The sequence below is a fragment of the Pseudoflavitalea rhizosphaerae genome, from assembly GCF_003991355.1.
Taxonomy (GTDB): domain Bacteria; phylum Bacteroidota; class Bacteroidia; order Chitinophagales; family Chitinophagaceae; genus Pseudobacter; species Pseudobacter rhizosphaerae.
Window position 1 is genome coordinate 166,181 of sequence record NZ_RCSU01000001.1, and the last position, 15,892, is coordinate 182,072.

Below are 15,892 nucleotides of genomic sequence, written 5' to 3' on the forward strand. Positions count from 1 at the left end.
TGGTGATTTGAAATTAGTTTATACTTTTACCTTAGAAAGTTTCTATTTACTAACCGTTAAATTCACAAAAACATGGCAACTAAGAAAGCTGCAAAAAAAGCCGCTCCAAAGAAAGCCGCTAAGAAAGCTGCTCCTAAAAAAGCTGCAAAGAAAGCTGCACCTAAGAAAGCTGCAAAGAAAGCCGCTAAGAAAGCTGCTCCTAAAAAAGCTGCAAAGAAAGCTGCACCTAAGAAAGCTGCAAAGAAAGCCGCTAAGAAAGCTGCTCCTAAAAAAGCTGCAAAGAAAGCTGCACCTAAGAAAGCTGCAAAGAAAGCCGCTAAGAAAGCTGCTCCTAAAAAAGCCGCTAAGAAAGCTGCAAAGAAGGCTTCTAAGTAATCCTTTGGAACGCAGAACATATCAAGTCCCGGAGTTTCTTCGGGACTTTTTCTTTGTATATACTGCTCAAATCTGCACCTGGCCAAGCTTTCAAGCCAGCACCACTTCGCTTCAGGTCCGCATCAAGCTCCGCCTCTCTCCACCATTCTCCTGTTATTGATCCATCACAATCTCCTGTATTTTCTTTTCAGTTTCTCTTCTGTTTAACGTTCCCTACCTTCTCATTCCGAAAACGACATTCTATCATTATCCTCTCCCACTTAACAGAGTACCATCTCCGTTTACTATTTTTGTTGTATCATGACTATCGACAATTACTTTATCGCCGACCAGTTCTCCCTGCTTGCAAAACTGATGGACATACATGGAGAGAATAGTTTCAAAGCGAAATCCTATTCAACTGCTGCCTTTACCATAGAAAAACTGCCACAGCAACTGTCAGATATACCCGCAGATAAGTTAAGCTCCATTAAAGGTATCGGAGATTCCGCCGCAAAGAAGATCAGCGAGATCCTGCAGACGGGAGAACTGAGTGTATTACATGAGATCATCGCCAAAACGCCTCCGGGTGTTATCGAGATGCTCAACATAAAAGGCCTCGGCCCCAAAAAGATCGCTACAGTGTGGAAGGAAATGGGAATCGAATCGCTCGGTGAATTGCTCTATGCCTGTAACGAGAATCGCCTCACTCTTTATAAAGGCTTTGGCGAGAAAACACAGAAGAACGTTCAGGACGCGATAGAGTTTTATTTCCGCAACCAGGGCAGTCATCTTTATGCGGAGATCGAAAAATATGCAATGGACGTTCAGCAATTACTTTCCGCCCGGTTCCAGGGCCAACAGTTTGCCCATACCGGTCCCTTCCGCCGTCAACTGGAGATCATTGATGAACTGGCATGGGTAACCACCGCCTCTAACGATGAACTGCAACCGTTCTTTGAAGCGAATAATTATGCTACGGTCGATACAACAGAAAACACATTCACCGTCAAAGGAGCCGAAAATATTCCGCTGAAATTTTACCTGGCGAGGCCAGATAATTTCTTTGCCACACTTTTCAGCACCAGCAGCAGCGAAGATTTCAGCCAGGCATGGCAATCCCTTCCCGGCGCATTGGAATCCGCCACACAATCCTTCCCTTCCGAAGAAGCCATCTTTGAATCGGTGAAGCTCCCCTGGATCGCGCCTGCATTGCGGGAAACCGCAGCCATCCTGCAATCCCCGGCCAATGGCCAGCTCATCCAGCCAACAGATATCAAAGGCATCATTCACAGCCACAGCAAGTGGAGCGATGGTTCCAACACACTCGAAGAAATGGCCCTGGCCTGCATCGCGCTCGGCTACGAATACCTGGTGATCAGCGACCACAGTAAAAGCGCCTTCTACGCCAATGGACTAACGGAAGAGCGTATCCGCGCGCAACACCAGGAAATAGATGAGCTCAATGCGAAACTCGCGCCCTTCCGCATCTTCAAAAGCATCGAATGCGATATCCTCAACGATGGCACCCTGGATTACCAAGACAATATCCTTTCCAGCTTCGATCTTGTTATCGCTTCTGTGCATTCCAACCTTAAAATGACGGAAGAGAAAGCAATGATGCGCCTGCTCACGGCTATCAAAAATCCTTACACCACTATCCTTGGGCATATGACCGGAAGACTGTTGCTTAGCCGTCCGGGTTACCCCGTGAACCACCAGCAGATCATAGAAGCCTGTGCAGCACACCAGGTGGTGCTTGAGATCAACGCGCACCCGCGCAGGCTGGACATCGACTGGCGTTTCATCAATGCCGCTATTCAGCAGAATGTGTTGCTCTCCGTGGATCCGGATGCGCATACTATTGATGGTTATGCCGATTGCAGGTTTGGTGTGTTGGCTGCCCAGAAAGGCGGACTGACGCGCGAGAAGAACCTGAGCAGTTTCAGCAGAACAGAACTGGAGAACTATCTGGCGGCAAGAAAAGCGAAGTACTCGCTGTAAGCAATTCAAATCTTGGTAAGCAAGTCAATTGCAAGCGGCACTTTATCGATGCTTTCAAAGTACGGGATGAGGTCAGGGTTGATCCATCTTATCAGGTCATAGAGTTGTGCATGGATGATTTGGGCGGTAGTGCAGTCGGTGGTATATCCCTGGAAGCAGAGCGGTTCGCAATGATTCATGCGGTTGCGGAAGTCTCTTATCAGTTTTAGTCTGCTATAAAGACTGGCCCGGTTTTCTGAAAGGGGCTTATTGCCAAACACTGCAATTGAGCGTCCCTCCACCAATGTATAATGATGAGGAAGAAAAAAAGCGAGCCAAAACCCAAACATTTGATTGGAAATAATCTTGTCTGTTGTTATCGGAATATTTTGACGCCTTAACTGCCGTACCGTTCTAAAAATGCTTTCTCTCAAAAAATAATCGGAAGACGCCAGTGTAGGATTATTCATAAATCCGGTTCTTTGATTAATAATCCAATCCGGATCAGAAAAATAATTGGTCAATACCTTATTTAGCGCATTTCGCAGAACAACTTCAAACTGACTGACAATAGGATGAAATGCCTGCGCAAGGCGCAGATTTGCCACATACAATTTCTTTGCTTTATCCTCCTGATTTCCCGTTGCCAGCAGGTAACGTTTGAATCGCGGCGATGACAAATACTTTTCCCTTAAAATTTCTTCCATACCTTGGGTGGATTAATAAATAATAGTAAATTTGAGGTATCCGGACTTGGTAAAGCCTCTTTCCTTCGTGGAAACGTAACCAAGCAATAAGACTAAGGATTCACTTTTTGTGGGTCCTTAATCTTTTTAGTATATCCCTGGTATGGATAGAATTGTGTGAAAGTCAATGTCAGAAAATCAGAAGATTACAGGGAATCTTACCTACCTTGAATAAGCGATTCCAAATTAAGCAAGTTTTCAGTCTTCACAAAACAGATTTGATCATCTCCTCGCATTGCATGCAGAAAATTATTTCGTATATCCATGATAGTTTGCTGGATCAATGAAATCGATCTTCATCAATTGGACGTCCTCAACACTGGCAGCTTCACATAAAACGCAGTTCCTTCTCCTTCAACGGTGCTGAACCAGATCTCCCCCCTCGCCTGTTCAACGATGCCTTTGCTCATAGCAAGCCCCAGGCCCGTTCCGGAAGATTTTGTAGTGAAATTAGGGGTGAAAATTTTCGACCTGGTCTGCTCCGGAATGCCTTCACCATTATCGGAAATACTCACAATGATATGATCGTCTTCCAGCTCCTCACGCATGCGAACGATCCGCAGATCATGGCTGGAAGCGGCTTCCAGCGCGTTCTGCATCAGGTTCGTGAACAAACGGTTGAGTTGCGTTTTATCGGCAAACACCATCACTTTGGACGATACAGGCTCCCAGGCAAAATCCAGGTTCTCTGTAGCTGTATAGAGAGAAGATAAAGAATATAAAAGTTCATGAAGGTCGAACACTTCATTGCGCGGGTTGCCGATATTGGCAAACTGCGAGAAATCAGAAGCGATCTTGCTCAGGTGATCGATCTGCTCCACCAGCGTGCGGGCCACATTGCCCGTCATGGTCTTCACATCGGGCGAATTGTTGTCGATCGCTTTCTGCAGGTACTGGATGCTCAGCTTCATTGGCGTGAGCGGGTTCTTGATCTCATGAGCTACCTGCCGCGCCATTTGTCTCCAGGCGCCTTCGCGTTCGCTCTTGGCGAGCGCATCGGCGCTCTCTTCCAGTTTCTGCACCATCTTGTTGTACTCTTTCACCAATACACCGATCTCATCATTTCGTTTCCATTCGATTTCCTGGTTCACCTGCCGCAGGTTGATATCGCGCATCTTCTGGGTGATGATGGTGAAGCTCGATGTGATCCGGTTGGTGATGAACACCGCGATGGCCCCGGAGATGAGGAAGATGAAAGCATTCAGGGTAATGATGGTTACCAGGAAATTGGAGATCTCCTGTTTCAGTTCTCCCTGCGTACTGTAAGAAGGGATATTGAGATAAGCCACGGCATTGCCCGATTCATCACGCACCGGGCTGTAAATACTGAGGTAATTGATCTTGCCCACCTGTTCATCGGTTACAGCCTGCACCTGGTGCAGGTTATTGAGCCGGTAGAAAGCCAGCGGGTTCATCTTTTCGCTCAATACTCCCCGGTAGTAAATATCGGCATGCGAGCTCACTTTGAGATTGCCGAGTGTATCGTAAAGGTTTACATCGGTGCCATGGATCTCGGAGATCTCTCCCATGAGGTCTTTCATCTCATCGTTGAAACCGGGCTCATAGAGCATTACGCCGTCGTTGAAAATGGCATGGTCCACGATCTTCTTCTTCACTTCATTGCCCATGATCTGGATGGCGCGGGAAAGCCTGTCCTGGTTATTGCGATGGTACCTGTTCACGAAAAACAGAATAGTTGCAATCCCGATCACCACAAAGGAAAGCAGGCTCACGCTGATGATGGTGCTATGGATCTGAGAGCGGATGCTGAGTTGCCAGCTTTGTTTGATGGCCGACCATTGCAGGCGGCTCTTGATCAGCAGGCTCACCAGCCGATAGGAAGCCAGCAGGAAAAGGAAAGTACTGAACAGGTAAGCGAACAATGTGATCGCTTCCATGAAGGAACTGTTCTTCTGTGCAATCACCACTACTTTATCCGGTAGCCCGCGGTACCAGAGCTCTTCATAATCACCTTGGCTCACTACCCTGAACTCATCGCGCGAGATCTGTCCGGGTTGCAGTTCTGTCGGGAAAGGATAATCGTTATAATGGTTCACCAGCCGCAGCGAGTCATAGATACCATAAGAGTACACAGTGCTGTACTCCGGCACCAGCTCCCTGGATTGCTTGAACAGTTCGGGGATCAGCGCATCGCTCTTGTATCTTTTGGGGTCGGAGAGAATGAAGAAATAACCGATGGCGCTGTCGTTCGCATCACGCACTTCCTTGCGGAAAATATAGGAATATTTGTCAAAGCTGCGTTCGAAATAAGCCATATCGGGAATGGAGGTAGGCTTACCCTGGATCCGGAAAATAGTATTGAGTGTATCGAAGGAGCCTGGGTCTGAGTTGAACAGCGGCTCAGTTTCTTTATTGAATGTATAGACCTTGGTATCGTACTTGTTCAGGTAGGCTGTGAAATTGGTTTTCACGATACTGTCCTTCAACATGGCATTGCTCTGCCGGTCTTCAAACCGGTGGAAGTTCGGGGCCAGGAAATTGTTATCGAGATAGGCCATGGCGATGCTCAGCAGCCTTTCGCCGGAGGGATCGGCCTGCATTGTGAGCTTTTCCGCAAAACGTTTGCGCTGTTCAAATTCGATCTTCCTGTTCTCGAAAATGATCACGGCGGAAATGGAAGAAGAAAAGAGGGCGAGCCAGAACAATACTTCCGAAACATTCAATCGCAGGTTGAGGCCTGCAAAGATTTTCAATTGCATCAGCCACACGAATATCACCAGCCAGGGCAAAACAAAAAGATTGAGCTCCACAACGGAATTATTTCGGTTGAAACTGAGCAGCAGTAACCCGATAAATCCTGTAATGATGAAGGTGATATAATTCCTGTCGCCCACCAGTCGTCCTGCGATCGTGAGGAGGATCTGTGATAAAAAGAAATAGCTCAGCGCCAGTGTGGCGAGGATCACAAAGCCGATGAAACTGTATTGTGTAAGACTGAAGAAATTGGTTACGTTGAAAGAAATCTGCGCATCAGCAACAAGGCTTTGTACGATGCCTGCGAATGTGAAAGTGAAAATAACCTGTGCTGTGAGGATCACGCAGAGCAGCATCCAGTTTTTCCAGGGCTCGCTGTACGGATTGATGCGCGAGGTATCGAAGCGGCGGTTGATGAACACGATGATCCAGGTAAAGAGCAAAGAGTTGATCAGCAGATCTCCCAGGGAGCTCAGCACAAAGCTCGATCCGTAAATTGCGGGATCGAAGAGCTCGAACTGCCGCAGGTCCAGCACATCAGGGAAATAATAGGTACCAAGGCGAAGCAATACAATGGAACCGATAAGGAACAGCACACCGTACCAGAGCCCATACATTTCGCGAACGCGGTCTGCCACCTGGTGCAGGTAAAGGAACAGGAAAAAGAAACCGATGGCCACCAGTGCAATGCTCCAGTTGCTGTGCTGTAACTGGTGTACGCTGGTGCGTTGCAGGTAGAGCAGCACATCGCCATTGAGATCGCTCACAGGGAATTCTGTAATTGAATTGGCAATATCCACTCTGCGCACGGCATCGGGTGCATCTGCAAATTCTTTGCGCAGGTTTTCGTTTTCTACAAAATATTTGTGCAATACAGGAATGAGCGCTTCCACTGAATAATTCTTTCCATCTTCCAGCTTCATCAGTTTCACCACATGGATGTATACGCCATTATTGAGACGCAGTACCTGGCTGGTGTCTCTATACTGAGGCACGGCCGGCGGTATGGCCATTTGCGTATTCCAGAATTTGAGTTGGGGTTCAACAAAAGCTTCATGGCGGAAAATGAAGATACCATAGCCTTTTCGGGTATCCAGTACCGATTGAAGGGTAGCTTCTGTATAAGAACGGTCTGCCAGTGAACTGAGGAGGTCCACATCGGCGGCAACCTTATTGAAATCTTTTTCTTTTTCCTGGATCTTCTTTTCGATCTGGCGGGCGTAGTAGCGGGCCGCCGTATTATCGATCACATATTTATTGAGGATGAATGCTGCAGCAAAGAGTGCGATAGCCGCCAGCAGGTATACATTCTTTAATAGCCAGTTTTGCTTCAAATGCCTCGATTTTGTTTTTTAATGAGGTCCCAGATGGCATCCATTTCAGCCAGGGACATTTCATTAAGGTTTTTTCCCTGCTCCATGGCCATGGCTTCCATTTTGGTGAAACGCGCCATGAACTTCTTATTGGTCCTTTCCAGCGCATTTTCGGCATCTATCCGCAAAAACCGTGCGTAATTGATGAGGCTGAACAGGAGATCGCCGAATTCCTCTTCCATCTTACCGTGATCATTCAGTCCCACGGCCTCTTTCAGCTCAGCAGTCTCCTCTTCCACTTTTTCCCAGACCTGTTCTTTGGTATCCCATTCAAAGCCCACCTGTTTTGCTTTCTCCTGGATCCGGGTAGCTTTCACCACGGCAGGAAGTGATACCGGCACACCGCTGAAAATGGATTTCTTTCCTTCTTTCAATTTCAGTTTCTCCCAGTTCTGTTTTACTTCTTCCTCGTCTTTTACGGTGATATCGCCGTAGATATGGGGATGGCGGCTGATCAGTTTTTCACAGATGCCATTAAGCGCTTCTTCCAGTGTGAACTGGTTCTGCTCGGCGCCGATCTTTGAATAGAACACCATGTGCAGCATGAGGTCCCCTATCTCCTCTTTGATGCCTTTCCAGTCTTTGTCTGTAATGGCATCGGCCAGTTCATAGGTTTCTTCGATAGTCATCTGGCGAAGGGTTTGCTCGGTCTGCTTCCTGTCCCAGGGACATTTCACTCTCAGATCGTCCATGATATTCACCAGCCTCATGAATGCTAAAGCAACAGGTTTCTTTTCCATGCTATCAATTTAGGTACGAAATAATGACAAGAACAGGAAAGCAACAAAAAGAAGTACCAGTGAAACACCACAGAGCATATTGAGCAGGATGAACTTCAGGAAGGTCTTTCCTCTCCCCTGTTCATAGAACTTGCGCATCGCTTTATAAGTATAATAGATACCGGCCAGGTATTGCAGGAAGATCAGCCATCCCAGCCAGAGCCATTCGTATTCCTCATATAACTTGACCATAGCTATCTGGACCAGCAGGAACAGGAATGTAAAAATGTACAAATGGATCAGGAAGAGTGCATGGTCAACATACAGGAACTGTTTCCTCCGTATGTACAATAATTTCAGGAACAATGCATATAAGGGCAATGATACAAAGAGCAGGTAGGGGAACATGTGCAGGAACTTGTTGATCACATCCACCGTATATGCTTTGTTATCTCCCTGGTATTTGTCCTGCACTTCTATTCTGCGGTACTGGAGCTTTCTCTTGATGAAACCATCCTTCTCAGATTCAGGAAGTGTTGCCTGCACTGAATCGTAGGCTTCTTTGGACCGATATACGGAATCAACAAAATTGAAACCCTCCCCTTCAGGTTTGAATTTCAGTTCCTGATTCCGGGGGTTCAGGAGCACCTGTTCACGCATTTTCCGGATGGCGTCGTAAGCGGCTATCACATCTGCCGAATCCGTTGCGCTCTTTGCCTTCTTCAGCATTTTCTTTTCCGCTTTATCCAGGTCCAGATTGTTGGTGCCCTGCATCACAGCAGTCACTTTTCCATCGAAGTCGTCCCGCTCAATCTGGAAAGTGGAAAAGAAGATCAGGAAGAACAATGCCGATGTGAATACATACATCCTGATCGGATGCAGGTAACTGGCCCTTCTTCCCGCGATATATTCTTTGGAAAGGAAACCGGGACGGGTTACCAGATAGCGGACAGTGCTGAAGAATTTGCCGTCGAAATGCGTGATATCAGCAAAAAAATGACTTACCAGGCTCCAGACAGTCTCATGCGGTTCGATATTTTCCTGGCCGCAGTTTTGACAGAATCTCCCAATAAGTTCGGACTTGCAGTTTAAGCAGATTTTCTCGTGACGTTCTTTACCGTGGGACACTTGAGGGTTATTTTTGTCTAAAAATAAGGAAAGACGCTATTTTGGAGAAAATTTTGCGATGCCTGTATAAAAAGAAGGCACACCTACGTTAATAACCGTATATGAAAGCACTAACTTTGATCGTTTTGGGATTGCTCAGTTTTTACACCGGTTTCAGCCAGTTCTGGTACAATGATGTGCTGATGACCAAAGAAACCATGAAAAGAAGGGACCTGCTGGTACAGAACCGCGTGAGCAGTGTAGACTTCCTCAGTTTCGACGGCGCCAACCAGCCCATCGAAGGTTTTTCCAGCCAGCAGGTGATCACCGGTAATGGTTCTATTCTAACCACCACTACAACTACTCCCCTCAGCGGCGCCAACCGCAATATTGCAGAATACGATACAAAAGGTTTACTCAGGTCTACCATTGACACCAGCGATGGCAACAGGACCAGCATTGAATATTATTACCTGCCCTCCAACAAACTCAGCAGGCTGATCAGCTCTTCCACTTCAGACGGACAATTCATCCTGAAAGAAGAACATATCTGGACCTGGAACAATAATGGGAAACCGGAAAAAATGCTGAAGATCAAAAACGGTAAAGACACCACGCAGGTGAACTTTGTTTTTGATGAAGAAGGCAACCTGGTAGAGGAAAGAAGTTATTTCCGTGGCAGGGAACAACCTGCTGTTTTCTATTATTATGATGAGCAGAAACGCCTGACCGATATCGTTCGATTTAATGAAAGGGCACAACGGCTCATCCCTGATTACATCTTCGAATACGATACCAATGGCCGTATCGCTACAATGCTTGTGACTTCAGAAGGGGATTACCAGAAATGGTTCTACACATACGATGAAAAAGGACTGAAAGCAAAAGATGAATGCTATTCCAAATCAAAAGTGCTGATCGGGAAAATCCAATACCAGTACAAGTACTGATGCAATCAAAGGCAAAAGCCGCTCAAGATAAAGCGGCTTTTTATTTTTCAAACACTACAGCATCGGGCTGAACACCCATTTGCTCCAGTGCGCCATTGACATCTGAAATCATTTTATCAGGGCCGCAAACATAGAAGTGCTTGCGGAGATCGGTAATATTGGTATCGAGAAAAGCCTTGTTGATGTATCCGTGCTCGTAACCTGGGGTTTCATTTTTGGTCAGAATGAAATGAGCATCTTTGCCAAGGATCTCGTACAACTCCTTTTCAAGGATTACATCAAAGGCCGTCTTATTGGAAAAATACAACACATTCCCCGAAGCCCGTCCATCTTTTTTCAATAGTCGCAGAATTGCGATAAATGGGGTAATTCCCGCCCCACCAGCAATGAAATATCCCGGGCCTTTATATTCGATGGCTCCCCACACATCGCGCAGGATCAGCTCATCGCCGGGAACCAGTTGATGGATCTGGTTGGTAACTCCGTTGTGGTCTGCATATCGCTTGATGGTAAATTCCAGCGAAGCCTCGTCATTCAGCGAGGTGAAAGTGAATGGCCTCCGCTCCTTTTCCCATCCCGGCTTGTTCACAGAAACCTCCGTTGCCTGGCCAGGCGTAAACCCGTACCCAGACGGCTTTTCGATGCGAAAACTTTTTACATCATGAGTAACTTCTGTGATCGAGAGGATCTTAACGATATGCTTCTCCATAAGATGTATAGCAAGCTAATGATTTTTTTGATTCATCACTCACCAATATTCTCTATATTGGGCAAAATCCCCTGGTATGAAAAAGTTCTTCTGGCTACTCCTGCTTGCACTGGTAATCATTCAATTCTTCAGACCCGAAAAAAATATTGCCGCAGCGGCCTCCCCCAAAGATATCGCCACTAAATATGCAATTCCCGCAGAGGTGAAACCCATACTGGACAAAGCCTGTTACGATTGCCATTCCAATAACACAAATTACCCCTGGTACAGTAATATCCAACCCGTTGCCTGGTGGCTGGCCAGTCATATCAAAGATGGTAAACGCCATCTCAATTTCTCAACCTTCACCGCTTACTCATACAAACGAGCCGATCACAAAATGGAAGAAGTGATCGAAACTGTGGAAAAACAGGAAATGCCGCTCCCCTCTTATACCTGGACGCATAAAGACGCCAAACTCACAGACGCCGAAAGGACCACACTGAAAAACTGGGCGCAACAGGTGAGAGACCAGATCCGGAAAGACACCAGTTTCTGAGCCACCGGAAAATGTTGCAACAGCAAATGAATTAAGCATCAGTTACGCCCTGTTCTGCAACTTATAAGCCCGATGCCCTCCCGATTTTTTCGATTACACTATCCTGTTATACTAACAGTCATGCACAGGGTATTATCATCAATTCAAAAGACAGCGATCGATCTTTTGCGTGAAGATTCATCAGCCGCCAGGAAGACGCCGCAACAAAAGTCTGGCAGGAATTTCCGGAAATTGGAAAATTCTCTCCCATTATTAGACCATTTCCTTTTTTTTCGTTTTTCCATTATTACTGGGAATCAATCCTTTCGGATTGAAAATCCTGCTGGCACAGATATGGAGATATACCAGATGGTAAACGAAGCATATGAAAAAGCCAGTACATAAGCCCCAACAACACAGCACTTCCGCCTGGTTCCGGAAAGCATTCAACCTGGACCTCCCGCATCTTGGCACTGCCTGTACTGTTTTGATGATCTCATCTCTCAATAACCGGATGGCAAATGGTCATTTTTTAAATATCGCTTCAAAAATGCCGGGCATCCGTTTCAAACTTATGTTGATTGAACCCATCAATGAAGATGTGGTCCGCAATCATATGGGTATGTTGCCGGCTAACTGCAATGTATTTGGAGCTCAGCCTGATCTTCTGCCATTTTACAAGGAAGCCCACCTCGTACTCAACCTCACTGCTCCCGGTGATGACTCCACGATTTCCGACCGGAGTATCCTGGAAGCGATGGCCTGCGGCCGCCCGGTGATAGTGCCGGACCAGGATGGGAAATATGATATGGTAACAGATGGCTGTGAAGGATTCCATATCGATCCAAACAATGAGGATAAATTACTGACAGTGGTCCGCGAACTTTGCTCGGATTCAAAGACATTTCATCGTTTTTCAATAGCAGCAAGGGAAACAGCGCTTCACTTTCCGTTGAAGCAAATCAGTCAACATTGAGAATTATTCCGGCTCTTCCGCGTTAGTCAGTCCGAATCTTTAGCCGTTCCGCGCCGGAAGGAACGGCTATTTTTTGAACACTTGTTGATAATGGATGCAACGAAACAGATTGGTTATTGATCCGTATTGGATACTTTTGATATAACCAAAAAGTAAAAACATGAAGAAGACCATCTTACCTGCATTCATTTCTTTTTGTGTAGTGGCGGCATTCAGCTGCAATAACCAGTCGCAAACCAGCGAACCGGGAACTGATACAGTAAAAGTGAACAGTAATACAGCTGCACCCGCTGCCGCTCCGATGGCGTCAACCGACAGTACAGGACTGAAGGAAAAATACTGGAAGCTGACTGAGATCAATGGCAAGCCGGTGAAAGTGGACAGTACATTCATGAAAGAGCCGCATGTGATCTTCAAAACAGACCAGAACCAGGTAAATGGCAACGGTGGCTGTAACGGATTCGGAGGCCAGTACGAACTCAAAGCTCCCAACCGGATCAAGATCGACAGGCTTGTATCCACTCAAATGGCCTGCCCCGCACTGGACATAGAGAACCAGTTCACAAAGGCGCTGACCGAAGCAGACAATTATTATGTCAACGGGGATACGCTTGTACTCAACAAGGCCCGTATGGCGCCACTGGCAAGATTTGTGGCCGTGTACTTGAAGTAGCGACACCAATGAATCGTTTCTGAACAGGTTGACAGGGTTCAACCATGAATTTACAGAGCCGCAATGTTTGCGGCTTTTCTTTTTTCCATCTTATCCTTCCCATAATACTTTAGTCCCTCCTATTGGTGATTTATCGGAATTATTGAAATGCAAAAGAAGTGTCCGCTACTTTCGCTCCCGCATTTTTGCCCCGTTTCAACTTAAACCACCATCATGAAAAGGATCATGCTGCTTTCCCTGATCGTACTTACTTGCTTACACTCCAATGCACAGGGCATTGCCATCACAACAGACAATACCGATCCGCACACAAGCGCCATGCTGGACATAAAAAGTGATAATAAAGGGTTCCTGCCGCCACGTCTGACCGAGGCACAAAAAAAATCGATCAGTTCTCCGGCAAACGGCCTGATCATTTTCCAGACAGACGGACAGAAAGGCCTGTATATCTTCGAGGACTCCTGGAAACCATTGTCTGATCAGTTGGGCAAACACCAGGCAACAGAAAATCTTCGGCTTGGCGGGTATCGGCTCAGCAATTCCGATACAACTGTAGGGATCAGTATCGATGAAAATAGTGCAGTGCTCATCAAATCGAAATTCCAAAACGGATTACCTGTGAACCGTTTTCAGTTCGATCCCTCCGGCGCCATCACTTCCAATGGAAAATTAAGCGAAGGCAGTATCCCTGAAACCGGCGCAGGCGCCAGGTTTATGTGGTATCCTGGAAAAGCCGCTCTAAGAGCTGGTTCATTGGAGGAGAGTAAAGGGCATCTATGGAACGAAGACAGCATTGGCTTGCATTCCTTTGCATTCGGACAGAATAACGCAGCGGCCGGGCTGAACTCCTTTGCATTGGGCAGTCTCAATTCCAGCGCCGGGGCGGGATCAATATCCATTGGCGTATCAAACCAAATGTATGGCCAGGGCAGTATTGGTGTGGGAAGAATGAATACTATTCATGGGAATCAGGCTATGGCTCTGGGTCGTTTCATAACTATCAATGGCGCTTACTCGTTTGGAATTGGTACGCAACTCACCACCGGACCAAATGCTCTTTACTCCCTTGTAATGGGAATGGATATGAAAGCAGACCATCGTGGCACAGTTTTGATCGGGGACGCATCCGCAGTTTCAACTGTTTCGAGCACTTCCGATAATCAGTTCACAAGCAGATTTGGTGGAGGTTATCGCTTGTACAGCGCCGGCAACCTAAGTGCCGGGGTTATATTATCGCCGAACGGCAACAGTTGGAGTATCTTGTCTGATTCCACAAAAAAGGAAAGGTTCGTTCCCGCCAATGGTATGGAAATGCTGAGCAAATTACGCAACCTGAAGATGGGAACCTGGAATTATAAAGGCATGCCGCAAAGACATTATGGCCTTATGGCGCAGGAGTTCTTTGCCGCTTACGGAAAAGATCAATATGGTGTGATTGGAAACGACACTACCATCAACCAGGCAGACCTGGAAGGTGTAATGATGATTTTGATCCATGCCCTGGAAGAACGCAGCAATCAGCAATGGCAGGAAATCATCAAACTGAAACAAACGAATCATTCATTGCAGGAAAGGCTTTCAGCCGCTGAAGAACAAACCAAAAAAATCGATCTGTTGATTGCGCTCCTGAAAAATAACCATGCCACCCAAGCCCTCGTTGCTCAGTTGGAAACACTCCTGCCTTCAAGGGAAAAAAGTTGCTGCGAAAAGTAAAGATCATGAAATCAATCTTAAGCTGTTTTATACCCGTTTGTTTAGCCATTGCCGGAAATGCACAGCAGATCAAGGTTACAGAAGGAACTACCATAACAACAGCCAACCAGTTACAACTGGTGCTCAGTAATGGAATGAATTTTGAAAACAATGCAGACCTCGAATTACCTACTCTTACGGTTTTGGCATCCGGCGCCGCCGACAACCGGATCACCGGATCAGGAATGCTGACCATCGGTCAGTTAAAGATCAACAAACAAGCGGGTGCAAAACTGATTTTAGAGAAAGACTGCAGTATAGCAACCGAAGTAAATTTCATGAAAGGATTTCTCGATTTGAATGAACATACATTGTATCTGCAACCGAATGCCATACTGAAAAATGAACAGGCCGGAAGCCGTATTATTGGGAATAATGGAGGTGCGGTGCAACTGACAATCCTCCTGAAACAACCATCCAACTTAAACCCCGGCAACCTGGGCCTTATCATCAGTACAGCCACAGACCCCGGACTAACGGTGATCCGCCGCAGCCATCAGGTTTTCAGGAATGGTGGTGGCAGCAGTATCAACAGAAGCTTTGAACTATCACCAGCCAGTAATACAGGATTGAACGCCTCCATCACGTTGCAGTATTTCGATGAAGAACTGAACGGATTGAATGAAAGCCTGCTGGAATTATACCAGTCGCCCAACAATGGTAAAAGCTGGTACCCCAGGGGATTCAGTGAAAGGAATATTGTTTCCAATGAGGTCAGCGCAGACTTCATTGCTTCTCTGAATACTTTCACACTTTCAACCATCAATAATCCGCTGCCAGTAAAACTGTCTTCACTTTCTATCAGTTGCAACAACGATCAACCAACCATAAAATGGAAAACTGTAAATCCGCAGGATGTTCAATCATTCCGTATCCAAAAAAGTTCCAGTGGCCTTCTATGGGAAACGGTTAGCGGAAGTATTCAGCCACAACCCCACACCCAACATGAATACAGTTACACAGACCAGCAAATTCCTGCAAAATATTACCGGATTCAAAGTTTGGAACAAAACGGAGAAATCAGCTATTCCCCGCAACTCCGGACTGATTGTAAAGTGAAAGAGAATTCATTTTCCTTACTTCTCAATCCTGTAAGGGAAAATTTACAGTTGAAAATTACAGCGGGTAATCCAAAACAATTGCAACTTCAGATTATCGATCCCCAGGGACGCATCATTAGGAAAATGAATTTAGAAATTCATAGCGGTCATACAATCCAAGCCATACCGTTACCAGCAGGGACCAAAGGCCTGTACCATATCCGGATTTCTGAAAAAGGAGAAACTCTGTGGACGAAAACATTCCTGAAAATGTAAAG

Annotated in this window: 14 protein-coding genes; 9 read left to right on the plus strand and 5 right to left on the minus strand. The window is 46.3% G+C overall.

Going from position 1 to position 15,892, the window contains the following annotated elements; genetic code table 11:
• Positions 1 to 72: 72 nt before the first annotated feature.
• Positions 73 to 375 carry a hypothetical protein gene (locus D9Y29_RS26450; protein ID WP_164735189.1) on the plus strand — a complete coding sequence of 101 codons (303 nt, stop codon included), beginning with the start codon at positions 73 to 75 and terminating at the stop codon, positions 373 to 375.
• 300 nt (positions 376 to 675) lie between these two features.
• Complete coding sequence (locus D9Y29_RS00690) at positions 676 to 2,358, plus strand: DNA polymerase/3'-5' exonuclease PolX (RefSeq protein ID WP_127124516.1); 1,683 nt, start codon at positions 676 to 678, stop codon at positions 2,356 to 2,358.
• A gap of 5 nt (positions 2,359 to 2,363) precedes the next feature.
• Here D9Y29_RS00690 and D9Y29_RS00695 read toward each other — a convergent pair whose 3' ends face one another.
• The 4 genes from D9Y29_RS00695 to D9Y29_RS00710 all read right to left on the minus strand — a co-directional run bounded on the left by D9Y29_RS00695 (position 2,364) and on the right by D9Y29_RS00710 (position 8,832).
• Positions 2,364 to 3,044 (minus strand): Abi family protein, encoded by a 681-nt coding sequence (locus tag D9Y29_RS00695; RefSeq protein ID WP_127124517.1) that lies wholly within the window; start codon positions 3,042 to 3,044, stop codon positions 2,364 to 2,366.
• A gap of 338 nt (positions 3,045 to 3,382) precedes the next feature.
• Complete coding sequence (locus tag D9Y29_RS00700) at positions 3,383 to 7,132, minus strand: sensor histidine kinase (protein ID WP_127124518.1); 3,750 nt, start codon at positions 7,130 to 7,132, stop codon at positions 3,383 to 3,385.
• The gene (gene mazG / locus D9Y29_RS00705) at positions 7,129 to 7,911 is read right to left on the minus strand and encodes a nucleoside triphosphate pyrophosphohydrolase (RefSeq protein ID WP_127124519.1); all 783 of its coding nucleotides are present in this window, start codon (positions 7,909 to 7,911) and stop codon (positions 7,129 to 7,131) included. Before mazG ends, D9Y29_RS00700 begins: the two co-directional genes overlap by 4 nt.
• 9 nt (positions 7,912 to 7,920) lie before the next feature.
• Positions 7,921 to 8,832 (minus strand): DUF3667 domain-containing protein, encoded by a 912-nt coding sequence (locus D9Y29_RS00710; protein ID WP_420902503.1) that lies wholly within the window; start codon positions 8,830 to 8,832, stop codon positions 7,921 to 7,923.
• On the opposite strand from D9Y29_RS00710, the gene D9Y29_RS26725 reads away from it, so the two are divergent.
• Together D9Y29_RS26725 and D9Y29_RS00715 are read left to right on the plus strand one after the other, a co-directional pair.
• Positions 8,767 to 8,982, plus strand: a complete 216-nt coding sequence (locus D9Y29_RS26725; RefSeq protein WP_241237816.1) for a hypothetical protein — start codon at positions 8,767 to 8,769, stop codon at positions 8,980 to 8,982. The genes D9Y29_RS00710 and D9Y29_RS26725 overlap by 66 nt on opposite strands.
• Positions 8,983 to 9,119: 137 nt before the next feature.
• On the plus strand, positions 9,120 to 9,947 hold the full coding sequence (locus tag D9Y29_RS00715) for a hypothetical protein (protein WP_127124521.1): 828 nt from the start codon (positions 9,120 to 9,122) through the stop codon (positions 9,945 to 9,947).
• Positions 9,948 to 9,987: 40 nt separating this feature from the next.
• Here the strand turns inward: D9Y29_RS00715 and D9Y29_RS00720 are convergent, their stop codons facing one another.
• Positions 9,988 to 10,656 carry an FAD-binding oxidoreductase gene (locus tag D9Y29_RS00720; protein ID WP_127124522.1) on the minus strand — a complete coding sequence of 223 codons (669 nt, stop codon included), beginning with the start codon at positions 10,654 to 10,656 and terminating at the stop codon, positions 9,988 to 9,990.
• A gap of 76 nt (positions 10,657 to 10,732) precedes the next feature.
• Between D9Y29_RS00720 and D9Y29_RS00725 the strand changes: the two genes are divergently transcribed.
• The 5 genes from D9Y29_RS00725 (at position 10,733) to D9Y29_RS00745 (ending at position 15,890) form a co-directional block, all read left to right on the plus strand.
• Entirely contained in the window at positions 10,733 to 11,194 is a 462-nt protein-coding gene (locus D9Y29_RS00725) for a heme-binding domain-containing protein (protein WP_127124523.1), read from the plus strand.
• 364 nt (positions 11,195 to 11,558) lie between these two features.
• Complete coding sequence (locus D9Y29_RS00730) at positions 11,559 to 12,149, plus strand: glycosyltransferase (protein WP_127124524.1); 591 nt, start codon at positions 11,559 to 11,561, stop codon at positions 12,147 to 12,149.
• 160 nt (positions 12,150 to 12,309) lie between these two features.
• On the plus strand, positions 12,310 to 12,822 hold the full coding sequence (locus D9Y29_RS00735) for an META domain-containing protein (RefSeq protein ID WP_127124525.1): 513 nt from the start codon (positions 12,310 to 12,312) through the stop codon (positions 12,820 to 12,822).
• Positions 12,823 to 13,035: 213 nt separating this feature from the next.
• Positions 13,036 to 14,535, plus strand: a complete 1,500-nt coding sequence (locus D9Y29_RS00740) for a tail fiber domain-containing protein (RefSeq protein ID WP_127124526.1) — start codon at positions 13,036 to 13,038, stop codon at positions 14,533 to 14,535.
• Between the two features lie 5 nt (positions 14,536 to 14,540).
• The gene (locus D9Y29_RS00745; protein WP_127124527.1) at positions 14,541 to 15,890 is read left to right on the plus strand and encodes a T9SS type A sorting domain-containing protein; all 1,350 of its coding nucleotides are present in this window, start codon (positions 14,541 to 14,543) and stop codon (positions 15,888 to 15,890) included.
• The last annotated feature ends 2 nt before the right edge of the window (positions 15,891 to 15,892 follow it).